The following is a 17963-nucleotide window of genomic DNA, read 5'->3' on the forward strand; positions in this document are numbered from 1 at the left end:
GGGGGTCCCGCCGCGAGCCCGGGAGCGGGTGGGGGGAGGAGACCCCCTATCTACCCTCGGAGGCACCATGAGCAGCCTCTCCGAACGCCTCACCCGCGGGGCGGCCTCCGCGCCCGAACAGGTCGACCACGCCCGGCGGCTGGTCGCCGACTGGCAGTTGCTGGCCGACCTCTCCTTCGCCGACCTCACCCTCTGGGTCCCGCTGGCCAGCGGCTCGTGGTGGTGCGTGGCGCAGGTCCGGCCGCTCACGGCGCCGACCAGCCAGCCCGACGACCTCGTCGGCAGCGAGGTGGACGGGCCGCCCGCCGAGCCGTTCGAGGTGGCCCACCGGGAGGGGCGCCCGGTCACGGAGGGCGAGCCGGACTGGTCGGGCGTGGCCCCGCGCCGCCGCGAGGTGATCCCGGTGCGGCACGACGGCGTCGTGGTCGCCGTCCTCGCCCGGGACACGAACCTGGCGGTCACCCGGTCCCCGTCGACCCTGGAGCTGACCTACCTCGACATCGCCGCCGACCTCTGTCTCATGGTGTCGGCCGGCACCTTCCCGCCCCAGAAGATCCTGGACGCCGAGCTGAGCCCGCGGGTGGGGGACGGCCTGGTCCGGCTGGACGACGACGGCTTCGCCGTCTACGCCAGCCCCAACGCGCTGTCGGCGTATCGCCGCATGGGCGTCATCGGGGACGTCGTCGGCGCCGACCTGGCCCGGCTGACCCGCAACGCGGCGGCCGACCGGGTGGCCGGCGAGGCGGTGGCGGCCGGCATCCGCGCGGCGGTCGGCGGCCGGTTCCCCGACCCGATGGACGTGGAGGGCCTCGCGGGCACGATGCTGGTCCGGGCGCTGCCGCTGCAGGCCCCGGGTGCGGAGGCCGGCGCGCTGGTGCTGGTCCGCGACGTCACCGACGTCCGCCGGCGCGACCGGGCGCTGCTCACCAAGGACGCCACGATCCGCGAGATCCACCACCGCGTGAAGAACAACCTGCAGACGGTGGCCGCGCTGCTGCGGCTGCAGGCCCGCCGGATGACCGAGCCCGCCGCGCGCGAGGCGCTCGAGGAGTCGGTGCGCCGGGTGGCCTCGATCGCGGTGGTGCACGAGACGCTGGCCGGCAGCCGCGAGGACGTCGTCGCCGTCGACGCGGTCCTCGACCAGGTGCTGCCCATGCTCGGCGACCTGACCTCGGTCGGCCCGGCGGCCCGCACCCGGCGCGTCGGCCGGTTCGGCGAGCTGCCGGCGGTCGCCGCCACGCCCCTGGTCCTCGCGGTCACCGAGCTGCTGCACAACGCCGCCGAGCACGCGTTCCCGGACGGCAGCCCCGGCTCGATCGAGCTGGTCGCCGAGCGGGACGGCGACGACCTCGTCGTCCGGGTGCGGGACGACGGGCGTGGCCTGCCGGCCGGCTTCGACCCGGCGACCAGCGACGGCCTGGGCCTGCAGATCGTGCGGACGCTGGTCACCAGTGAGCTGGGCGGCACGCTCGCCATGGGGGCGCCGGAGGACGGGCAGCCGGGCACCGAGGTGGTCCTCAGCCTCCCGGGGGCCGGCCGCATCCGCCGCTGACGCCGTCGAGCCCGCGGACGCCACGAGGCCGGCCCCGGAACTCCGGGACCGGCCTCGTGGCGGTGCGGTGCGGCGGTGCCGGGCGGAGAGCCCGGGTGCCGGCGTGGGTCAGGCGGTGTGCACCCGAGTGCGAGCCTGGCGCCGCTTGAGGGCGCGCCGCTCGTCCTCGGACAGCCCGCCCCAGACGCCGGAGTCCTGACCCGAGCGCAGGGCCCAGTCCAGGCAGGACTCCACGACGGGGCAGCGCCGGCACACACCCTTGGCCTGCTCGATCTGACCGAGGGCGGGGCCGGTCGTCCCGATGGGGAAGAACAGCTCCGGGTCCTCGTCGCGGCAGAGCGCGCGGTGGCGCCAGTCCATGGCGGTGATCTCCTCGATGTCGTCTACGGTGTGGTGCATCAGTCGCCGGCCTCGGACCGCTCCGCAGGCCGGCACCGGGGTGTCCAGCGCCATGGCACAGCGACTTCGTGCATTTGTTACCGACAGGTTGCTTTCCTCCCGCGATGTTTTCACGCAGAGGAGACCTGTCAAGCAGATCGAGGGCTTCGGTCGACCCCTCGTGAGCAAGCTCACCACGGGCATGCTAGGTGCGCCACTCGACTCGGGTCGGACGCGTGTCGAGCGTTGACAACCGCGCCCAGATGTGCACGAAGACGCAGGTGAGAGGCCGGACAGCGAGACCTCTCAGTCCTCCGCCGGCGTCAGCCGACGGTGTCCACGGGTCGGCTTCCGCCACCGGTCCGCTCCTCGCTCGCTGCGATCCCGCTCGCCTCCGCGCTCGCTCCGCTCCTCGCTCGCTGGCGCTCGCTGCGATGCTCACTCGCTGTCGGCTCGGTCGCTCGCTGCGATGCTCCCGCCGGCGTCAGCCGACGGTGTCCACGGGTCGGCTTCCGCCACCGGTCCGCTCCTCGCTCGCTGGCGCTCGCTGCGATGCTCCCGCCGGCGTCAGCCGACGACGCGCAGGGCGGCCGGGACGCTGGTCACCCGAAGCCCCGTCGCCGTCCCCAGGTGGTCGCCGTCCACCTGCCAGCCCTGGGGCCGCTCCGCGGTCAGCGTGAGCCACGGCAGGTCGTGCCGACGGTGCACCCCGCGGCCCCGGGCGTCGGGCCGCCGGGCTAAGACCTGCCGCACGTGGTGCAGCATCCGGAAGACGCCCATGCGGCCCATCGCGAAGACGTCCAGCCCGGTCTCGAAGGACGCCTCCGGGCTCGGGTTCACCGGCCGCGTGCCCAGGTAGGTCCAGGGCGCGACGTTGGAGACCAGGCACAGGAACAGCCCGTCCAGCGCCGGCTCCTCGGGCAGCTCCAGCGTCATCGCGGGGCGCCGGCGCTCGTGGCCCAGCACGAAGGCGCTCGTGGCCTCCCGCACGTAGAGCAGGCCGGTGGACCGGCGTCCACGGGCCCGGTGCGCCTCTACCCGGCCGATGACGTCGGCGTCGAACCCCAGGCCGGCGGAGAAGACGAACCAGCGGGGGTCGGTCCACTCGGGGTGGGTCGCCGCCGCGGTGTCGGCGACGGCCTGGGCGAGCGCCGGGTCGGGGACGTGCGCGGGCCTCGTCGTCGTCCCGCGGGCACTGGCCGTCCCCAGGGCCACGCGGCGGGTGCGGCCGTCCCGGAGGCAGTCGACGATCTCCGTCGCCGCCGTCAGGGGGTCCCGGGAGCGACCGACGGCGCGCGAGAAGACGTTCGTCGACCCGCCCGGCACGACGGCGAGGACGGGCACGTCCGGCCCCGGGCCGTCGGCGAGGAGGCCGTTGACCACCTCGTTGACCGTGCCGTCGCCGCCGAGGGCCACGACGACGTCGACCCCCTCGGTCCGGGCCTGCCGGGCCAGGTCGCGGCCGTGGCCGCGGTGGGCGGTCTCGGCGAGGTCCACCTTGAGGTCCCCGGCCAGGGTGGTGAGGACGTCGTTCCGCACCCCCCGGGTGGTCGTCGTCGCCGCGGGGTTGGCCACCACGAGCGCACGCATCTGCCCAGGCTAGCCAGCGCAGCGGCAACGGACGGTCAGGCGCGGGGCGGGCGGGCTCCTTGGGCCGCCCGTGGCCTGCGTCGCGGCGTTCGGCGCGACCGGGGCGGAGCGCCGTGGCGCGTACCCTCGCGGCCGTGACCGAGCAGCCCGGAGCCCGCCCGCCGCGGCCTGGACGCCGGGCCGAGCGGCTGCTCGGAGGCGCCGCCGAGCGCAGCGCACCGCGCCACGCCCAGCCCCGGGCCGAGGCGCCGGCGGCCGTCCGGCGCGCCGCCCTGGTCGTCGCGGTGGAGGCCGTGGCGCTGGGCGTCCTCGCGCTGGTGCTGCTGTACCTGACGATCACGTCGGCGGCCGACAGCGTGAGCCGGGCCGTGGCCGAGATCGTCTACGTGTCCTTCTTCGCCGTCCTGCTCGCCGCCGCGTCCGTCGGGCTCTGGCGGGTGTCGGGCTGGGCGCGCGGCCCGGTCGTCGTCCTGCAGGTGCTGCTCGGGCTCTTCGGCTACACCTCGGCGTTCGAGGCCGGCCGGCCGCTGATCGGCGTCCCGATCCTGGTCCTGGTCGGCCTGGAGATCTACCTGCTGCTCACCCCCGAGGCGCGGCTGGCGTTCTACCGCCGCTGAGCGGTCACACGAGCGCGACGACGTCGGCGATCGAGTCGAGCACCCGGTTCGGCCGGAACGGGAAGCGGCCCACGTCGGCCGCGGCGGTGGAACCGGTGAGCACCAGGATGGTGTGCAGCCCGGCCTCGATGCCGGCCACGACGTCGGTGTCCATGCGGTCGCCGACCATGACCGTGGACTCCGAGTGGGCCTCGATCCGGTTCATCGCGCTGCGGAACATCATCGGGTTGGGCTTGCCCACGAAGTAGGGCTCCGCTCCGGTCGCCTTCGTGATCATCGCGGCCACCGACCCGGTGGCCGGCAGCGGGCCCTCGGGGGAGGGCCCGGTGACGTCGGGGTTGGTCGCGATGAACCGCGCGCCCTGGCCGACCAGCCGGATGGCGCGGGTGATCGCCTCGAACGAGTACGTGCGCGTCTCCCCGAGGACGACGTAGTCCGGGTCGGTGTCGGTGAGCGTGTACCCGGCCTCGTACAGCGCCGTGGTCAGCCCCGCCTCGCCGATGACGTAGGCCGACCCGCCGGGCAGCTGGCCGGACAGGAAGGCCGCCGTCGCCAGCGCGGAGGTCCAGATGAACTCCTCCGGCACGTGCAGGCCCGAGCGGGCCAGCCGGGCGGCGAGGTCGCGCGGGGTGAAGATCGAGTTGTTGGTGAGCACGAGGAACCGGCGCTCCCGGTCGACCAGGCGCTGCAGGAAGTCCGCGGCGCCGGGTAGGGCCTGGCCCTCGTGCACCAGGACGCCGTCCATGTCGGTGAGCCAGCACTCGGCCAGCCCGCGCTCCAGGCTCACGGCACGCGCCGGTCGGCGGCGAAGCCGGGCAGGGCGTCGTCGGTGAGCCGGAAGACCGTCCAGTCGTCCATCGGCACCGCGCCGGCGGCCTTGTAGAAGTCGATCGACGGGGTGTTCCAGTCCAGGACCGCCCACTCCAGCCGGTCGTAGCCGCGATCGACGCACAGCTCGGCGAGCGTGCGCAGCAGCTCCCGCCCCAGGCCGCTGCCGCGGTGCTGCGGCTGGACGTAGAGGTCCTCGAGGTAGATGCCGTGGGTGCCGCGCCAGGTGGAGAAGTTGAGGAACCACAGCGCTGTGCCGACGACGACCCCGTCCCCGGCGGTCGCGACGTGACCGAACAGCTTGGGGGAGTCGCCGAACAGCGCGGTGGTCAGCTGCTCCTCGGTCAGCCGCACCTCGTGCGCGGCCCGCTCGTACTCGGCCAGCTCCCGCACCAGCCCCACGACCGCCGGCACGTCGTCGGGACGGATCGGCCGGACGCTCATGTCAGCAGCTCCTTGAGTCGGGCCGGCACCAGCCGGCCGAGCGGGGACAGCACCGGCACGAGCACCGGCGCGAGGAGGTAGCCGTAGGCCAGGACGCAGCCGGTGACGACGGGCGCCAGGGCGAAGCCCACGACGATCGCCAGGGCCGCCAGCACCAGGCCGTAGGGGCGGCCGCTCTTCGGGCTGACCAGCGAGCGGAACGACCGGAACCGGATCCGGCTGACCATGAGCAGGGCCGGGACGGCGACGATCAGCAGCACCCACAGCCGGTCGCGGCCCTGCATCTGGTCGCCGAAGGCGAACACCGAGGCCAGGACCACGCCGGCCGCGCCGGGGCTGGGCATCCCGGTGAAGTACCGCTTGTCCGCGGTCGGGTCGATCGTTGTGTTGAAGCGGGCCAGGCGGATCGCCGCGCAGGCCACCCACAGGAAGCAGACGACCCAGCCCAGCGGGTCCCACTCGTCGCGGCCCTCGGAGAACAGGGTGAACGCCAGCAGCGCCGGGGCCAGCCCGAAGGAGACCAGATCGGCGAGCGAGTCGAACTGCAGGCCGAACGGGGTGACCGCGCCGACCAGCCGGGCCACGGCGCCGTCGGTGATGTCGAAGACCACCGACAACCCGACCAGGACGGCGGCCAGCGTGTACTGGCCCCGGATGGAGACCAGGATCGCGGCGAAGCCGCACAGCATGTTGGCGAGCGTGAACATGCTGGGCAGGGTGGCCAGCGCCCGGCGGCGGGTGCCGCGGACCGAGCCCCGGACGAACTCGACCGTGGCCGTGCGGCGGGTCTGCGGAGGGCGTGCGCCAGACGCGGAGCTGGGCATGGGCCGCCTCCTCAGCCGGCCGGGGACCACCGGGCGACGACGGTCTCCCCGCCGCGCACCCGCTGGCCCGTACGCACGGTGATCGTGCACTCACGGGGTACGAAGACGTCCATCCGGGACCCGAACTTCATCAGGCCCATCCGCTCGCCGGTGGCCAGCCGCCGGCCCACGCCGGTGCGGGTCACGATGCGGCGGGCCAGGACGCCGACGATCTGCCGGAAGACCACGGTGCGGTCGCCGTCGCGCAGCCAGATCTCGCTGCGCTCGTTGCGGTGCGCCGACTCCTTGCGGTAGGCGGCCAGGAAGCTGCCCCTGCGGTAGGAGCTCTCGACGACCTCGCCGTGGTACGGGGACCGGTTGACGTGCACGTCGACGACGGAGAGGAAGACGCTGACCTGCTGCCACTCGCCCTCGGGGGCCACGCCCTCCTGGGGCTCGCCGGCGACCATGACCACGCCGTCGGCAGGTGAGACGACGTCGTCGGGGTCGGGCGGTTCGGCGTCGCAGCGCCGGTCGGGATCCCGGAAGAACAGGGTCATGTAGGCGGCGAGGACGAGGAACGGCCAGGCGGCGACGCGGAGCCCGCGCCGGCCGGTGAACCGCCCGGCGGCGGTGAACAGGGCCGCTGGGGCCACGGGACCGGCGATGAAGGGCCACCCGGCCGGATCGATGCGCATCGGGGTCAGACGGTACCGGGATGCACCCGCCGTCACCGGGGGGTGGCGGACGGCGAGACGCGGGCGTGGTCGGCGCCGTACTCGCTGTCCCTGGCTCGGGGCGGGCCGCCGTACCAGTCCAGGCAGAGCATCGTCGCGTCGTCCCGCAGGTCGCCGCCGGTGGCGTGCAGCACCGCGGCGCCGAGGGCGTGCACCACCTCGCGCGGGTGGAGGTCGGCGGAGTCGGCGAGCGCGGCGGCGACGTCGAACGTGGCGGCGTTGCGCTCCTGCATCCCGTCGGTCAGGAAGACCACGCGGTCGCCCGGCTCCAGCGGGAAGGGCTGGACGCGGAAGTCCCAGCCGGGCCAGACGCCGAACGGGGGGTCGATCGCCAGGGGGATCTCGGTGACCCGGCCGTTCCGGAGCCGGAGGGGGAACGGGTGGCCGGCGTTGACGACGCCGGCCGACCCGGTGCCGAGGTCCACCCGGAGCAGTTGGCCGGTGACGAACTGCCCCGCGGCGGAGTTCTCCGCCAAGGCGTCGCCGGCGTAGCGGGCTTGTGCGGCGAGGTCCAGACCGCGGCGCCGGCCGTTGCGCAGGCCGCCGACGAGGAGCGTGGCCAGCAACGCCGCCGGGACCTGGTGGCCCACGGCGTCGGTGACCGACAGCTGGAGGGTGTCTCGGTCGAGCGTGAAGTCGAAGGTGTCGCCACCCACCTCGCTGGCCGGCTCCATCCACCCGGCGAGGGTGAACTGCGCCCCCTCGCAGGTGTAGGCGCTCGGCAGGAGCCGGCGCTGGATCTCGGCGGCGAGGGTGAACGGCGTGGAGCGCATGCCCCACTCGAAGACGTCGGTGTGCCGGCGGGCGGCGATGACGACGTAGGCCAGCGCGTGCGCGGCGCCGGCCACCTCCGCGACCTGCTGGGGGGTGGGGGGTTGCGACAGGAGCAGCTCGATCAGCCCGATCGCGTCGCCCCGGTCGGTCACCGGGACGATCAGCCGGTACGCGTCGCCCTCCGTCCGCACGTCCACCCGCTGGGTCCGCAGGACCTCTCCGAAGACGCTCCCGTCGAGGGGCACCGTCTCGGCCTGCTCGCCGTCGCGGGTGCGGGCGCCCTCGACCGGCCCGGCGGAGGTCAGGCGGACGACGGCCCGGCCGCTGAAGTCGGCGATCAGGAAACTGACCTGCCGGGCGGTGACCTGCTCGGCGAGCGCCGCGGCCACGGCCTCGACCGCCTCGATCGGTGCCGCGGCCTCGACCCGGTGGAGCAGGGCGCCGACGTCGATCGCGAACCTCCGGGCTGGGTCGTCTGGCGGGCGTGCTGGATCGGCGACGGCGGTGCTCACGGCGACCGCCGTCCGGTGCGTGGGTCGGAACCGGCCGCGGCGCCGGGCCGGCGGGAGTCCCGCCGGCCGGCGCCGCTGTCGAGGGGATGGTCAGGCAGCTGCCTTCGTCTCCCAGAAGATCTTGTCGATCTCGGCGATGTAGTCGAGCAGCTTCTGGCCCTCGGCCGGGTCCATGCTGCCCTTGCCGCCGGAGGCGCCGGCCTGCTTGGTGGCCTTGTTGAACAGCTCGTGCAGCTGCGGGTACTTCTCGAAGTGCGGGGGCTTGAAGTAGTCGGTCCACAGCACCCACAGGTGGTGCTTGACCAGGTCGGCCCGCTGCTCCTTGATCAGGATGGCGCGGGTGCGGAAGACCGGGTCCTCGTTGTCCTGGTACTTCTGCTGGATCGCCTTGACGGACTCCGCCTCGATGCGGGCCTGGGCCGGGTCGTACACGCCGCAGGGGAGGTCGCAGTGCGCGGTGGCCTCCACGGCGGAGAACATGCGGAAACGCATGGACTTGCCCTCCGGGTCTCGTGGGTCGGTTCGTCTGGGACCCTACTCCCGGTGATGCGCTCCGACAGGTCCGAGGCCCGAGGCCCCGCAGCGGTCCCGCCGCTGGTCACGCCGTGGGTCATGGCCCGGGTGTCGGGCCCCTCGATGTCGCCGACGGTGCGGGACGGCGACCGACTCCTGGTGCGCCGGGTCGGCGCCGGCGACGGGATCCGCCCGGGTGCCGTCGTCCTGGCCCGGTTCCCCGCCCGCCCGGAGCTGCTCGTGGTCAAGAGGGTGCGCCGGCGAGTGCCCGGCGGCCACTGGGTCGAGGGTGACAACCCGCTCGTCGCCGACGACAGCCGCGCGTTCGGCCCTGCGGTCGTCGTCGGCCGCGTGGTGGGCCGGCTCTGGCCGCGGCCGGGCCGGCTCGGCTCAGCCGCCGGTGCCTAGGAGCGCGTACCGCGCCTCGCACTCCGCCATCGTGGGCAGCAGGCCCTGTTCCCGGGCCTGCGCGAGGTTGGGCGCCTCCCGGTCCTTGGCCGACAGCGCGAACTCGACGTCGGCCGGCCAGGGCAGGCCGAGCTCGGGGTCCAGCGGGTCGACGCCGACCTCGCGGGCGGGGTCGTAGGCGCTGGAGACGAGGTAGGTCACCGAGCTGCCGTCGGCCAGTGACAGGAAGGCGTGGCCGAGGCCCTCGGCGAGGTACACCGCGCGGGGCTGCTCGCCGTCGAGGACGACGGAGTCGTGCAGGCCGAACGTCGGGGAGCCGACCCGCACGTCGATGACGACGTCGAGCACCCGCCCGGCCGGGCAGTACACGTACTTGGCCTGCCCCGGTGGTACGAGGGCGAAGTGGACGCCGCGCAGCGCGCCCCGGGCCGACACGCTGTGGTTGGCCTGGGCGAGGGGGAGGGCGTGACCCACCGCGGCGGAGAGGACGTCGGCGCGGTACCACTCGGTGAACCGGCCGCGCGCGTCGCCGTGCGCCACGAGGTCGATGACGTAGGCGTCGCGGACGGCGAGCTCCCGGATCTGCACGTCAGGACGGTAACGCCCACGGCTGCAGATCCCCGGCGGCGGCTGGTCTACGCTGCCGGGTCCATGGGCGCCGACCACCTGCAGGACGCGACCGTCGACCGCTTCGCCGATGACCCGGCGTTCGCGGTGCACGAGGGAGGGAAGCTCGCCGTACGGCCCACCCGCGGGATCGACTCGGTCGCCGACCTCGCGCTGACCTACACGCCGGGCGTCGCCCGCGTCTCCAGCGCCATCGCCGCCGAGCCGGCGCTGGCCCGCCGGTTCACCTGGGCGCCGCGGGTGGTCGCCGTCGTCTCCGACGGGACCGCCGTGCTCGGCCTCGGCGACATCGGGCCGGCCGCCGCGCTGCCGGTCATGGAGGGCAAGGCCTGCCTGTTCAGCGAGTTCGCCGGCATCTCGTCGGTGCCGATCGTGCTGTCCACCACCGACGTCGACCGGATCGTCGAGACGGTGGTGGCGATCGCGCCGTCCTTCGGCGGGATCAACCTCGAGGACATCAGCGCCCCGCGCTGCTTCGAGATCGAGGAGCGGCTGCGGGACCGGCTGGACATCCCGGTCATGCACGACGACCAGCACGGCACCGCGATCGTCGTCCTGGCCGCGCTGCGCAACGCGGCGAAGGTGGTCGGGCGCGAGCTCGGCGACCTGCGGGTCGTCGTCGCCGGGGCCGGGGCGGCGGGCATCGCCTGCTCCAAGATCCTGCTCGAGGCGGGCGTCGGTGACATCGCCGTGGCCGACTCGAAGGGGGTCATCCACCTCGGCCGGGAGGACCTCACGCCGATCAAGCGGTGGGTCGCGGAGAACACGAACCTGGCCGGGTACGCGGGCACGATGACCGGTGCGCTGGAGGGGGCCGACGTCTACCTGGGCCTGTCCGGCGGAACGGTGCCGGAGGCGGCCATCGCCTCGATGGCCCCCCAGTGCATCGTGTTCTCGCTGGCCAACCCGATCCCCGAGGTGGATCCGGAGATGGCCGCCAAGTACGCGGCGGTCGTGGCGACCGGGCGCAGCGGCGAGCCCAACCAGATCAACAACGTGCTGGCCTTTCCCGGGGTGTTCCGGGGGGCGATCGACGCCGGCGCGACCAGCATCACCGAGGAGATGAAGCTGGCCGCCGCCACCGCGATCGCCGACGTGGTGGGCGCGGACGTGCGCCCGGACTATGTCGTCCCCAGCCCGCTGGACCGCCGGGTCGCCGCGGCCGTGGCCGCCGCCGTGTCAGCCTGCGCGCGGGAGCAGGGCGTCACCCGCTGAGCGGAGTCGCCCGGTGACGGTCCCCGTCACCAGGCGACTCCGCTCAGACGGAGGTGGCGGCCAGTTCGTCGAGGGTCGAGCGCCAGAGCCGCGGGAACGCCAGCGGGCCGGCCAGGCGCTGGCCGAGCAGGATCGCCCGGCCGCGCAACCCCCGGGGCGCGCCGTGGTCGATGACGACGTCGACCCTGCTCCCGCCGCCCGCCCCCGGCGTGACGACGACCTCGCCGCGGCCGCGGTCGCAGTGGTCGCTGTCGAGGAGCGTCCACCGGATGGTGCCGGGGTCGGGCCACTCGTACCGGAGGAGCACCCAGATCCCGGTCCCGCGGCTGCCCTCCCGGAGGACGGCCCAGTGGTCGCCGGCCTCGCGCACCTCGTACTTCGCCGGGTCGAGCGTGCGTCGCCAGATCTGCAGACGACGGTCGCTGACGTCGGTGAACGCGGTGCACACCTGCTCGGGCGTCGCCCGGGTGTGGAAGCTGAACCGGAAGCGCATCGGCCGGCCCCTCCCGCCGGAGTGCCGGCCTCGGGCCGGCAGCGACAGCCTCCTCGGGTCCCCGGTCCGCGTCCAGGGTGCGCATCAACGGTGGTTGACGGCACGCGGAGCATCAATCTAGGTTGATGGCGTGGCCGAGCCGCAGCCCCTCCCGCCACCGGAGGACCCCGAGGCAGCGCTGGCGGCCGTGGTGGCGCTGCGCCGGCTGGCGACCGCGCTGGAGGTCGACGCGGTGACCGAGGCGATCGCGCAGGGCTGGACGTGGGCCCAGGTCGGAGAGGCGCTCGGCATCAGTGCCCAGGCGGCGCACAAGAAGTTCGCACCCGAGGTCCGCGCGCGGCGCGACCGCTAGCCAGGAGGAACGTCGATGCGAGTGGTCAACGCCGTGCGGGACGTGCGGACGATCCGGCGGCTGCTCACCGGCGCCGAGGCGGAGGCGCGGCGGAGCGGGGAGGAGACGCCCGGCCCCGAGCACCTGCTGCTGGCCGCCGCGGCGCTGCCCGACGGCACGGCGCTCCGGGCCCTGGCCCGCGTCGGCGTTGCCCCGGAGCAGCTGCGGCGCGCGGTCGAGGCGGCGCACGTGAGCGCCCTGGCCGCCGTGGGGGTCGACGCCGAGCACCGTTCCCCGGCCGCCTCCGGGCTGCGCGGCCCCGCGACCGGCGTGCTCCGCTCGACCCCTCAGGCGCAGCAGGTCTTCCAGGAGGCCGTCGCGCTGTCGACGTCGACGCGGCCCGCCCTCCTGCAGGGGGCGCACGTCGTCGCGGCGGCCTGCGCCCTCGAGCGGGGGACCGCGATCCGCGCGCTCACCGCGCTGGGCGTCGACCGGGACCGCCTCCGGGACGCGGCGCGCGCCGAGGTCGGCCTCGACGTCACACCGGGGTGAGCGCCGGCCGTCCGGCCAGCACCTCGGCGACGTTGCGCACCGCGAGGGCACACATGGCGCTGCGGGTGCGGTCGGCGGCGCTGCCCAGGTGCGGGGTCAGCACCACCTGCTCCAGCGCGAGCAGCCGCGGGTCCACCCGCGGCTCTCCCTCGAACACGTCGAGCGCGGCGCCGCCCAGCCGGCCCTCCTGCAGGGCTCGGACCAGCGCGTCGGTGTCGACGACGGGGCCCCGGGCGGTGTTGACCAGCAGCGCGGTCGGCTTCATGCGGGCGAGCGAGGCGTCGTCCACCAGGTGGTGGGTCTCCGGGGTGAGGGGGCAGTGCAGGGTGACGACGTCGCTCTCCGCGAACAGCTCGGGCAGCTCCCGGAACTCCACCGGACCGTCGTCGGGGCCCAGCGGGGTGCGGGTCGGGGTGGCCAGCACCCGCATGTCGAACGCCCGCGCGCGGCGGGCCACGGCCCGCCCGATCCGCCCGTAGCCGACGACGCCGAGGGTGGCCCCGGCGGAGACGTCCAGGCCGGTCATCATCCGCGGCCCCCAGATCCAGGGCGTGCCGGTGCGCAGGAAGCGGTCGCCCTCGGCGATCCGGCGCGCGGCGGCCAGCACCAGGCCCATCGTGAGGTCGGCGGTCGCGGCGTCGAGCACGCCGGGGGTGTTGGTGACGACGACGCCCCGCTCGGCCGCCGCGGCGACGTCGACGTTGTCGTAGCCCACCGCCACGTTCGCGACCACCCGCAGCGACGGTCCGGCCGCGTCGAGCAGCGCGGCGTCCACCCGGTCGGTCAGCGTGCTCACCACGGCGACGGCCCCGGCCACGTCGCGCCGCATCTCCTCGGCCGTCGGTGGCTCCTCCCGCCCGGTCACCAGGGGCGGCCCGAGTTCGGCCAGCGTCGCCATCGCGTCGTCGACCAGCAGCCGGGTGACGTACACGTGCCCGCTCATGAGGCTCCTCGTCCGTTCTCGCCCGGCGGGGCCGGCAGGACGGCCGGACCGCTCACCGGGGCACCGTCGTCGGCCGGTAGACCAGCTCCAGCACGCCCGCCAGCAGCCGCTCGGCCAGCGGGCGGGGGAGCGCCGCGACCAGCGCGTGCACCGGCGCCATCCGCTCGGGCAGCCCGCCGCCGACCCCCGCCAGCGCGAGGAGCGCGTCGACCTCGACGGCCGTGAGCGCCGCCGGGTCGAGCGTCGCCGCGGCCGCCACCAGGGCCGGGTCGGCGACCGGGCGGGGCAGCGCGGCCGCGGCACGGGCGGCGTCGGCCAGGTCGGCCAGCAGCGCGTCGACCCGGCCGGCGGTCGCCGCGGTGACCGTCAGGTGGAGGGTCGCGGGCAGGTCCGCGCCGCCGGGCTGGCCGAACGGCGGCTGCGGCTGCAGCAGCCAGCCGCGGGCGGTCATCTCGTCGGCCAGGTTGAGGACGTCGACGCCGTCCGCGCCGTCCTGGGCGAGAGCGACGAGCGTGGCCGCCGGCGTCCCGACCACGCGCAGCCCCTCGACGGCGCCGATCCCCTCGGCCAGGGCCACCGTGGCCGCCCGGGCCCGCCGGGCCAGCGACCGGTACCCCTCGACGCCGAGCAGCCGGTGCACCGCCCACGCCGCGGCCATCGGACCGGCCGATCGGGTGCCGGCCAGGGTCGGGTTGACCACCGGGTAGCCGGGCCAGCCGGCTGTGGTGAACCAGTGCGCCCGGCGCAGCCCGGGGTCGGCGGTGAGCAGCACCGAGACGCCCTTGGGCGCGTACCCGTACTTGTGCAGGTCGACCGACAGGGAGGTCACGCCGGGCACCGAGAGGTCGAAGCGCTCCGGGACGCCGTCGAGGAAGGGCAGCACCCAGCCGCCGATGCACGCGTCCACGTGACAGGGGACGCCGGCCGCCGCGGCCAGTGCGGCCACCTCGCCGACCGGGTCGAGGACCCCGTGCGGGTAGGACGGTGCGCTGACCACCACCAGGGCCGTTCGCTCGTCCAGGAGCGCGGCGACCGCCGCGGCGTCGGCCCGGCAGGTGACCGGGTCGACCGGCACCTCGGCCACCTCGAGGTCGAACAGGTGCGCGGCCTTGCGGAAGGCGGCGTGCGCCGTGACCGGGAGGACCAGGCGCGGGCGGCGCCCCGGCGCGCCCGCCGCGCGCCACCGCTCGCGGGCGGACAGCACCGCGAGCAGGCAGCTCTCCGTCCCGCCGCTGGTCAGCGTCCCGACGACGTCCGGCCCGCCGCCGAGCAGCGCTGCCGCGGCGCCGACCAGGTCGTTCTCGATGCGGGCGACGCTCGGGAAGGCGGTCGGGTCCAGCGCGTTGGTCCACTGGAACGCCGCCTGGGCCGCGGCCGCGAGGTCGTCCAGCCCCTCCAGCCCGGAGTCGTAGACGTAGGCCATGGTCGCTCCGCCGTGCGTGGGCACGTCGCCGGCCTGCAGCGCGGTCAGCTCGGCCAGGACGTCGTCGGGCGTCATGGGCCGGTCTCCTCGAGGCGGTAGCGGGCGAAGAAGGGCAGCGCGGCGAGCACCAACACGGCCGGGACGACGCTGAACCCCAGCTGCACCGCGGTCACCGCGGACGCGGACTGGGCGACGACCTGGTCCCCGGTCGAGGAGACGTAGCCGGCCAGCGCCAGCAGCCCGCCGAGCAGGCCCGGGCCGACGGCCAGGCCGAGCGTCTCGGCCGCCGTCCAGACCCCGGTGAACACCCCCGCCCGGCGCTGCCCGGACGCGGCCTCGTCCGCGGCGATCACGTCGGGCAGCATCGCCAGGGGGAACATCTGCATCCCGGCGTAGCCGACCCCGACCAGCACCACGAGCGCGATGACCAGGCCGGTCCCGCCCGCGTCGCCGAGCGCGAGCGCCGCGGCGCCGGCCGCGAACAGCACCGAGGCGGCCAGCAGGCCGGTCCGCTTCCCCAGCCGGCGGCTCACCCGCAGCCACAGCGGCATGACCAGGATCGCCGGGCCGACCAGCGCCGCGAACAGCAGCGACCCGGCGGCCGGGTCCCCGAGGACCTGCCGGGAGTAGTAGGGGACACCGGCCAGCATCACGCCGATCCCCAGTGCCTGGACGACGAAGCCGGCGAGCAGCAGCCGGAACGGCCGGGACCGCCAGGCGCGGACCAGGGTGGCGAGCAGCCGGCCCTCGCTGCGCACGCGGGTCAGCGTCGGGGCCGAGCGGGTGCCGACGACCGCGCCCAGCATGCCCACGGCCAGGAGCACCGCGACGAAGGCCGCCATCGCCAGGTGTCCCGCCCGCCCGCCGCCGGCCAGGTCGACGACCGCCGGAGCACCGGCGCCGGCCAGCAGGATGCCCAGCGCCAGCACCGCCACCCGCCAGGACATGAGGGTGGCCCGCTCGCCGGGGTCATCGGTGATCTCGGCCGGCTGGGCGACGTAGGGCACCTGGAAGCAGCCGTAGGCGGTGGCGGCCAGCAGGAAGGCCACCGCGACCCAGAGCGCGGCCGGTCCGGGCGGCGCACCCGGCCCCGCGAAGACCAGCACGAACAGCAGGGGGAGGGTCAGCCCGCCGGCCAGCATCCAGGGCCGGCGCGGGCCCCAGCGGCTCTCGGTGCGGTCCGAGCGGTTGCCGATCCAGGGGTTGAGGACGACGTCCCACGCCTTGGGCGCGAACACCACCAGCCCGGCGACACCGGCGGCGACGCCCAGGACGTCGGTCAGGTAGAAGAGCAGCAACAGCCCGGGCACGGTGCCGAATGCGGCCGTCCCGATGGAGCCCAGGGCGTAGCCCAGGTGCGTTCCGCGGCCCAGCCGGGGGGTCGGCGGCGCGGAGGAGACGGCGGTCACGGCGGGCAACCTAGCGAACCGGGGGCCGCGCCCGGATCAGAGCAGGCCGCTGAGGTCCTGCAGCCACGGCTCGACCGCCGTCCGGACGCCGGTGTTCGCGTAGACGAACCACAGCGTTCCGACGACGAACGCCGGGGCGAGCACGGCCTTCTCGAGGGTGGCCCCGGTGCGCAGCGGGGTCAGCACCACCCGGCAGCGCCGGACCAGCCAGATCAGCGGGACGGGGACGCCCTGCTTGGTGATCGCGTCGCCCGCGATGTGGGTGAGCACGCCGAGCGCCACCGCCCACGGCAGCCAGGCCGGGGAGGGCATGTGCCCGAGCAGCAGCCAGGCCGAGCCCCAGGACAGCACCAGGTTGCCGACGACGGTGTTCTCCGCCCGGCCGGGGATGACGAAGTGCAGGGCGCGCAGCGCCAGCCCGATCGCCAGGGCCAGGAGCAGCAGGCTGGACCAGAACGCGTTGGCCGCGGCCAGCGCGAGCGCCCCGAACGCGATCGGCGCGAGGACGGCGTCGTGTGTGCCCCAGCGGTGCCCCTGCGCCAGGCGCCCGATCGCCCCCGAGGGGACGTCGGTCACCGGCCCCCACATGTCCGAGACGGTCGAGCCGCTGGAGTCCAGGTCCGGGAGCATCGACATCCCGCCGACGGCGGCGATCCAGGCGACCTGGGCGACGGGGCCCTCGACCGGGGCCCACGGCAGTGTCGCCGCGCCTGCGGCGAGCCCGGACAGGGCGTGCGAGTGACCGAGCACGCACGAAGCGTCCCGCCGTCCGGGCCGGCAGCGGGGGATCCCGGCGCCCGGGCGTGTCACCTCACTCGTCGAACAGGTGGTGCAGCAGCCGCCCGGGGTCCTCGTAGAAGGCCGCCCAGTCCCGGACCAGCTCCAGCTCGGCCCACGCCCGGGCGGCGTAGCCGCCGGCGTCGAGCTCGTAGACGGTGGCGCCCGGGTACGCCGCCAGCACGGGGGAGTGCGTGGCCAGCAGCACCTGGGAGCCGGTCCGCACCGCGCCCTGCAGCAGCACCATCAGCCGCAGGCAGGACCGGAAGGACAGCGCCGACTCGGGCTCGTCGAGCACCCAGAGGCCCCGCTCGGTGGTGCGCGACTCGAGGAAGGCGAGAAAGCCCTCGCCGTGGGAGCGGGTGTTCAGCGGAACGCCGTCGAAGGGCCGCAACTCGACCGCCTCCCGGTCGACGGAGGCGAAGAGCTGGTGCATCGTCTCGGCCCGCAGCCAGATGCCGCCCTGGGGGCGGGGGTACGCCGTCTCCAGCCAGAGCCCCCGCCACAGGGAGGCGTCCTCCGCCGACGGCTCGGGACCCCAGTGGTGGACCTGGGCGGTGAGCAGCTCCTGCCAGGCGCGGGCGACGGCCTCGACGAGCGTGGACTTGCCGCTGCCGTTCTCCCCGACCAGCACGGTGACCGGCGCCAGCGGCATGCCCTCGTCCCGCAGCTGCGCGATGACCGGCAGCGCCCAGAACCAGGCGTCGGGCTCGCGGATTTCCCGCCGGACGGTCACCCGTTCCAACGGGATGGAGAGGGCGCCGTCCACCCCGCCCTTCGCAGGCTCAGGGCGGGACCCGGGACGGGGTCGACGTGCCGACAACTCAGTCGTCGTCGTCCGTGCCGCCCCGCGCCAGCCAGGTCGCCAGCCGCTCGACCGGCACCTCGAAGTCCGGGTGCTGGTCGACGAACGCCTGCATCTGGTCGGCGAGCCAGGCGAGCGTGACCTGCTCCTCGCCGCGCCGCTCGGCGAGCTCTTCCAGACCCCGGTCGGTGAAGTACACGCACCAGAACCTACGACGCCCGGCCGCCGAGGG

Annotated in this window: 22 protein-coding genes; 6 read left to right on the forward strand and 16 right to left on the reverse strand. The window is 75.2% G+C overall.

Annotated elements, in window-relative coordinates; all coding sequences use genetic code 11:
* The first annotated feature begins 67 nt into the window (after positions 1 to 67).
* Positions 68 to 1552 (forward strand): sensor histidine kinase, encoded by a 1485-nt coding sequence (locus MY526_RS08905; protein WP_436692730.1) that lies wholly within the window; start codon positions 68 to 70, stop codon positions 1550 to 1552.
* Between the two features lie 108 nt (positions 1553 to 1660).
* Here MY526_RS08905 and MY526_RS08910 read toward each other — a convergent pair whose 3' ends face one another.
* Positions 1661 to 1951 carry a WhiB family transcriptional regulator gene (locus MY526_RS08910; RefSeq protein ID WP_436692728.1) on the reverse strand — a complete coding sequence of 97 codons (291 nt, stop codon included), beginning with the start codon at positions 1949 to 1951 and terminating at the stop codon, positions 1661 to 1663.
* Positions 1952 to 2497: 546 nt separating this feature from the next.
* On the reverse strand, positions 2498 to 3520 hold the full coding sequence (locus MY526_RS08915; protein WP_436703732.1) for a diacylglycerol/lipid kinase family protein: 1023 nt from the start codon (positions 3518 to 3520) through the stop codon (positions 2498 to 2500).
* 134 nt (positions 3521 to 3654) lie between these two features.
* Here MY526_RS08915 and MY526_RS08920 point away from each other — a divergent pair, with 134 nt between their 5' ends.
* Positions 3655 to 4137, forward strand: coding sequence for a hypothetical protein (locus tag MY526_RS08920; RefSeq protein ID WP_436692725.1), 483 nt, complete (start codon positions 3655 to 3657; stop codon positions 4135 to 4137).
* 4 nt (positions 4138 to 4141) lie between these two features.
* Here the strand turns inward: MY526_RS08920 and MY526_RS08925 are convergent, their stop codons facing one another.
* The 6 genes from MY526_RS08925 to sodN all read right to left on the reverse strand — a co-directional run bounded on the left by MY526_RS08925 (position 4142) and on the right by sodN (position 8727).
* Positions 4142 to 4924, reverse strand: a complete 783-nt coding sequence (locus tag MY526_RS08925; protein ID WP_436703733.1) for an HAD-IIA family hydrolase — start codon at positions 4922 to 4924, stop codon at positions 4142 to 4144.
* Positions 4921 to 5409 carry an N-acetyltransferase family protein gene (locus tag MY526_RS08930; protein ID WP_436692722.1) on the reverse strand — a complete coding sequence of 163 codons (489 nt, stop codon included), beginning with the start codon at positions 5407 to 5409 and terminating at the stop codon, positions 4921 to 4923. Before MY526_RS08930 ends, MY526_RS08925 begins: the two co-directional genes overlap by 4 nt.
* Entirely contained in the window at positions 5406 to 6233 is an 828-nt protein-coding gene (pssA, locus tag MY526_RS08935; protein ID WP_436692720.1) for a CDP-diacylglycerol--serine O-phosphatidyltransferase, read from the reverse strand. Before pssA ends, MY526_RS08930 begins: the two co-directional genes overlap by 4 nt.
* Positions 6234 to 6244: 11 nt before the next feature.
* Positions 6245 to 6910, reverse strand: a complete 666-nt coding sequence (locus MY526_RS08940; RefSeq protein ID WP_436703734.1) for a phosphatidylserine decarboxylase — start codon at positions 6908 to 6910, stop codon at positions 6245 to 6247.
* Positions 6911 to 6942: 32 nt separating this feature from the next.
* On the reverse strand, positions 6943 to 8235 hold the full coding sequence (locus MY526_RS08945) for a PP2C family protein-serine/threonine phosphatase (protein ID WP_436692714.1): 1293 nt from the start codon (positions 8233 to 8235) through the stop codon (positions 6943 to 6945).
* 90 nt (positions 8236 to 8325) lie between these two features.
* Positions 8326 to 8727, reverse strand: coding sequence for a superoxide dismutase, Ni (sodN, locus tag MY526_RS08950; RefSeq protein ID WP_436692712.1), 402 nt, complete (start codon positions 8725 to 8727; stop codon positions 8326 to 8328).
* Positions 8728 to 8781: 54 nt separating this feature from the next.
* Between sodN and MY526_RS08955 the strand changes: the two genes are divergently transcribed.
* Complete coding sequence (locus MY526_RS08955; RefSeq protein WP_436692710.1) at positions 8782 to 9156, forward strand: S26 family signal peptidase; 375 nt, start codon at positions 8782 to 8784, stop codon at positions 9154 to 9156.
* On the opposite strand, the gene MY526_RS08960 is transcribed toward MY526_RS08955, so the two are convergent.
* Positions 9139 to 9744 (reverse strand): dTDP-4-dehydrorhamnose 3,5-epimerase family protein, encoded by a 606-nt coding sequence (locus MY526_RS08960; protein WP_436703735.1) that lies wholly within the window; start codon positions 9742 to 9744, stop codon positions 9139 to 9141. The genes MY526_RS08955 and MY526_RS08960 overlap by 18 nt on opposite strands.
* A gap of 63 nt (positions 9745 to 9807) precedes the next feature.
* On the opposite strand from MY526_RS08960, the gene MY526_RS08965 reads away from it, so the two are divergent.
* Positions 9808 to 10998, forward strand: a complete 1191-nt coding sequence (locus tag MY526_RS08965) for an NAD(P)-dependent malic enzyme (protein ID WP_436692706.1) — start codon at positions 9808 to 9810, stop codon at positions 10996 to 10998.
* A gap of 43 nt (positions 10999 to 11041) precedes the next feature.
* Here the strand turns inward: MY526_RS08965 and MY526_RS08970 are convergent, their stop codons facing one another.
* Positions 11042 to 11491, reverse strand: a complete 450-nt coding sequence (locus MY526_RS08970) for an SRPBCC family protein (protein ID WP_436703736.1) — start codon at positions 11489 to 11491, stop codon at positions 11042 to 11044.
* A 130-nt stretch (positions 11492 to 11621) separates the two neighbouring features.
* On the opposite strand from MY526_RS08970, the gene MY526_RS08975 reads away from it, so the two are divergent.
* Complete coding sequence (locus MY526_RS08975) at positions 11622 to 11843, forward strand: RNA polymerase subunit sigma-70 (RefSeq protein ID WP_436692703.1); 222 nt, start codon at positions 11622 to 11624, stop codon at positions 11841 to 11843.
* A 15-nt stretch (positions 11844 to 11858) separates the two neighbouring features.
* Complete coding sequence (locus tag MY526_RS08980) at positions 11859 to 12374, forward strand: Clp protease N-terminal domain-containing protein (protein WP_436703737.1); 516 nt, start codon at positions 11859 to 11861, stop codon at positions 12372 to 12374.
* On the opposite strand, the gene MY526_RS08985 is transcribed toward MY526_RS08980, so the two are convergent.
* The 6 genes from MY526_RS08985 to MY526_RS09010 all read right to left on the reverse strand — a co-directional run bounded on the left by MY526_RS08985 (position 12361) and on the right by MY526_RS09010 (position 17930).
* Positions 12361 to 13317, reverse strand: coding sequence for a 2-hydroxyacid dehydrogenase (locus MY526_RS08985; protein ID WP_436703738.1), 957 nt, complete (start codon positions 13315 to 13317; stop codon positions 12361 to 12363). The genes MY526_RS08980 and MY526_RS08985 overlap by 14 nt on opposite strands.
* A gap of 52 nt (positions 13318 to 13369) precedes the next feature.
* Positions 13370 to 14815 (reverse strand): pyridoxal phosphate-dependent decarboxylase family protein, encoded by a 1446-nt coding sequence (locus MY526_RS08990; protein ID WP_436703739.1) that lies wholly within the window; start codon positions 14813 to 14815, stop codon positions 13370 to 13372.
* Positions 14812 to 16149, reverse strand: a complete 1338-nt coding sequence (locus tag MY526_RS08995) for an MFS transporter (protein ID WP_436692699.1) — start codon at positions 16147 to 16149, stop codon at positions 14812 to 14814. Before MY526_RS08995 ends, MY526_RS08990 begins: the two co-directional genes overlap by 4 nt.
* A 36-nt stretch (positions 16150 to 16185) precedes the next feature.
* Positions 16186 to 16899, reverse strand: coding sequence for a metal-dependent hydrolase (locus MY526_RS09000; RefSeq protein ID WP_436692698.1), 714 nt, complete (start codon positions 16897 to 16899; stop codon positions 16186 to 16188).
* Between the two features lie 61 nt (positions 16900 to 16960).
* Positions 16961 to 17695, reverse strand: coding sequence for a hypothetical protein (locus MY526_RS09005; protein WP_436692697.1), 735 nt, complete (start codon positions 17693 to 17695; stop codon positions 16961 to 16963).
* Positions 17696 to 17750: 55 nt separating this feature from the next.
* Positions 17751 to 17930, reverse strand: coding sequence for a DUF6104 family protein (locus MY526_RS09010; protein ID WP_436692696.1), 180 nt, complete (start codon positions 17928 to 17930; stop codon positions 17751 to 17753).
* Positions 17931 to 17963: the final 33 nt, after the last annotated feature.

Origin of the sequence: Geodermatophilus sp. CPCC 205761, from assembly GCF_051383655.1 — a bacterium.
GTDB lineage: Bacteria > Actinomycetota > Actinomycetes > Mycobacteriales > Geodermatophilaceae > Geodermatophilus.

Coding starts and splice junctions, on each gene's coding strand:
- MY526_RS08905 (WP_436692730.1), top strand. CDS start 68: ATGAGCAGCCTCTCCGAACGCCTCACCCGCGGGGCGGCCTCCGCGCCC.
- MY526_RS08910 (WP_436692728.1), bottom strand. CDS start 1,951: ATGCACCACACCGTAGACGACATCGAGGAGATCACCGCCATGGACTGG.
- MY526_RS08915 (WP_436703732.1), bottom strand. CDS start 3,520: ATGCGTGCGCTCGTGGTGGCCAACCCCGCGGCGACGACGACCACCCGG.
- MY526_RS08930 (WP_436692722.1), bottom strand. CDS start 5,409: ATGAGCGTCCGGCCGATCCGTCCCGACGACGTGCCGGCGGTCGTGGGG.
- pssA (WP_436692720.1), bottom strand. CDS start 6,233: ATGCCCAGCTCCGCGTCTGGCGCACGCCCTCCGCAGACCCGCCGCACG.
- MY526_RS08940 (WP_436703734.1), bottom strand. CDS start 6,910: ATGCGCATCGATCCGGCCGGGTGGCCCTTCATCGCCGGTCCCGTGGCC.
- sodN (WP_436692712.1), bottom strand. CDS start 8,727: ATGCGTTTCCGCATGTTCTCCGCCGTGGAGGCCACCGCGCACTGCGAC.
- MY526_RS08955 (WP_436692710.1), top strand. CDS start 8,782: ATGCGCTCCGACAGGTCCGAGGCCCGAGGCCCCGCAGCGGTCCCGCCG.
- MY526_RS08965 (WP_436692706.1), top strand. CDS start 9,808: ATGGGCGCCGACCACCTGCAGGACGCGACCGTCGACCGCTTCGCCGAT.
- MY526_RS08970 (WP_436703736.1), bottom strand. CDS start 11,491: ATGCGCTTCCGGTTCAGCTTCCACACCCGGGCGACGCCCGAGCAGGTG.
- MY526_RS08980 (WP_436703737.1), top strand. CDS start 11,859: ATGCGAGTGGTCAACGCCGTGCGGGACGTGCGGACGATCCGGCGGCTG.
- MY526_RS08985 (WP_436703738.1), bottom strand. CDS start 13,317: ATGAGCGGGCACGTGTACGTCACCCGGCTGCTGGTCGACGACGCGATG.
- MY526_RS08990 (WP_436703739.1), bottom strand. CDS start 14,815: ATGACGCCCGACGACGTCCTGGCCGAGCTGACCGCGCTGCAGGCCGGC.